The sequence below is a fragment of the uncultured Veillonella sp. genome, from assembly GCF_905209685.1.
Taxonomy (GTDB): domain Bacteria; phylum Bacillota; class Negativicutes; order Veillonellales; family Veillonellaceae; genus Veillonella.
On the sequence record NZ_CAJLUB010000184.1, the window covers coordinates 1 to 2,352 of the forward strand.

Sequence of the window (2,352 nt, forward strand, 5' to 3'; positions counted from 1 at the left end):
CTCGCCATCATCGGTGATGCGGTCTGGTATATGAATCTCACGATGATTACGCAATCGCTCGCGCTTCCAATACCGCATGTAACCATACCTAACACCAGCTTTCACAAAGCCAGGGAACGGTACGGAGCCTTTTAAATCAAAGCTATAAATCGACTCTAAAAGGATGGCCCACAGATAGCTCTCTAGGTCTTCACGGAACTCGCGGTTCCCCGTCCGATTCGTATAGTGTAAGATGAGTGGGCGATACCTGCGACAGAGCTCGATTTGAGCCGCATCATGGCGTAGCTCATCAGCGGACCACGGCTGATACCCAACCGTCTGAATCCGCATATTCGGATTTTGACAAATCGACACGAGACTCTTATCCGATAAGGACGTTAAGACCTGATGCCCGCAGATAAGAGTCTGTAATTTCAACTCCTCTGGCACCTTGTACTCTGGTTCCTTAGGCGGTATCGTTTCAGATTCTAGTTCCTTAGAAGAAGGTCTCTTAGAAAGTACTTCTTTGGAAGCTGTTCCCTTTGAAGATATTTCCTCAGATTGTAAGCTTGCAGTTTTAATACAGGTTCGTTGTACTAACGGTTCTTCGTTTGTGTATAACATAAATCCCCTTTCCTGCCATGGCATAGCGCTTATCTACACAATAGCGCGGAACGGGGATTTTGACAAATTGGCAATTCTTTAGAATTTCCACATATTCTATTACAATGTAATATTAATTTCTATCCATTAAAAGACATAACTATACACCTAGATAGGTAATTGCTGAAAATAAAACAAAAAAGACACCACAGAGGAAATATGGTGTCTTTCGTAAGAGTTATGAGTACTACCATTGGGTAATAGTACGTAAGATAAGATACTTATACATGTACATGAGTAGCAACGTATCCTAACATCACTAGAGATTGTACAAATAATCTTATGTTTATAGTATCTGATTAAATTGTCTGATTAGATTGCAATACAGGAGGCCTCCACAAAGTCTTTGAGTTGTGGTTTTACGTAGGTTTGGTACACGTCTGCACCATTGCCACGGATGATGTCACCCCAGTATTTATACACATAGCGATACCAGAAATGGAACATGCTATTTGTGAAGTGGTAGTCAGCGTATTTCGCTGGTCCACGGCTATTCGCTTGGATACGACCTACAAGGCCCATGGCCATCAAGTCGTTTAAGCGAGATGTAAAGGTGCCGCTTTTAATTTGGCTAGCTTGCAACAGCTCCACATAGTATGGTCTCTCTAGTGTAGCAAGGCCAGATAGGATCGCATTAGCACCTGTTATATTTTTCATATCTCGATGTAAGATATGCTGCGTTTCTTCAAAGAGTGCGCCCGATACAGAGAAGAACAAATTAATGATATTCGTATCGATGCTTTCACCATTATCAAAGTACTGCACATAGGCAGGCAAACCACCTGTTACAGCGAACACGGTACGCAAGTCATCCTTGGCATAGTGAAGGCCCAAGGATTTCATGTCCACCAAGGAGAACGGTTTCACCTCGAAATATTCCGACACATAAGGACCAATCAAGCTGCGATCGCCAATGATGCGGCCATCAAGCTGTTCTAACCCATTCGCCATCAAGATGATGTTCAAATGGCTCGTTTCTTTATAAGCATCTAACAAATCGCGCAAGTGTATAGGGAACTGAGGTACAGCCTCCACCAAGGAAGGGTAATCATCAATCACCACAGTCTGAGGCGTTTTTACACTGCTTTCAAATAGCCCCTCAAAGGCCTCTTGCAAGCTAGTGATCGGTTCGAATTTATCCTGCCCATCAGCAGAAACAAAACGTGCCTCAAGAGCTCGATTCATATCGGCTACATGGATTGCTTCATTAGCCATGCGGCCCGCCAAGTATAACGCCTTATGACGGCGCACAAGCTGGGAAGCCACATAGGATTTGCCACTGCGATGCGGGCCATACACAACACACAAACTCATTTGACCCATCGCAATACGGGACTGGATACTCTCAATAATTTCAGCACGTCCCACAAAATTCATATACTCTCACCTCCAACATTCTATGGAGACTATTATATCATAAATTTAAAACAAATTTAAACTTATTTTCATATTATTAACATGACTTTTGATTATGTTAAATTTTTTACGCATAAAATACACTTATTTAATGGTTTACTTTTTACCCATACGTTTGTGAAAGTTCCCATATTTACTACATTCTATACAGTTATAATCCCAATAGGACTATACAGAGGAAAGTATAAAAAAAGACGTGCCTATCTAGGATAAGCACGTCATGTATATATGTATATGTATATGTATATCTATATGTATATGTAATAGTTTTGTTTATGGACGATACCTGCGAGG

2 protein-coding genes are annotated in these 2,352 nt (G+C 41.5%); both read right to left on the reverse strand.

Translation table 11 applies throughout. The features are described from left to right. A partial coding sequence (locus QZ055_RS09185; RefSeq protein WP_295826429.1) for a sigma-70 family RNA polymerase sigma factor occupies positions 1-603 on the reverse strand: 603 nt, incomplete at its 3' end. Positions 604-954: 351 nt separating this feature from the next. Then, entirely contained in the window at positions 955-2,019 is a 1,065-nt protein-coding gene (locus QZ055_RS09190) for an ATP-binding protein (protein ID WP_295826432.1), read from the reverse strand. Positions 2,020-2,352: the final 333 nt, after the last annotated feature.

Excerpts from the sequence above, each read along its gene's own strand:
- QZ055_RS09190 (WP_295826432.1), bottom strand. The coding sequence starts at position 2,019 with ATGAATTTTGTGGGACGTGCTGAAATTATTGAGAGTATCCAGTCCCGT.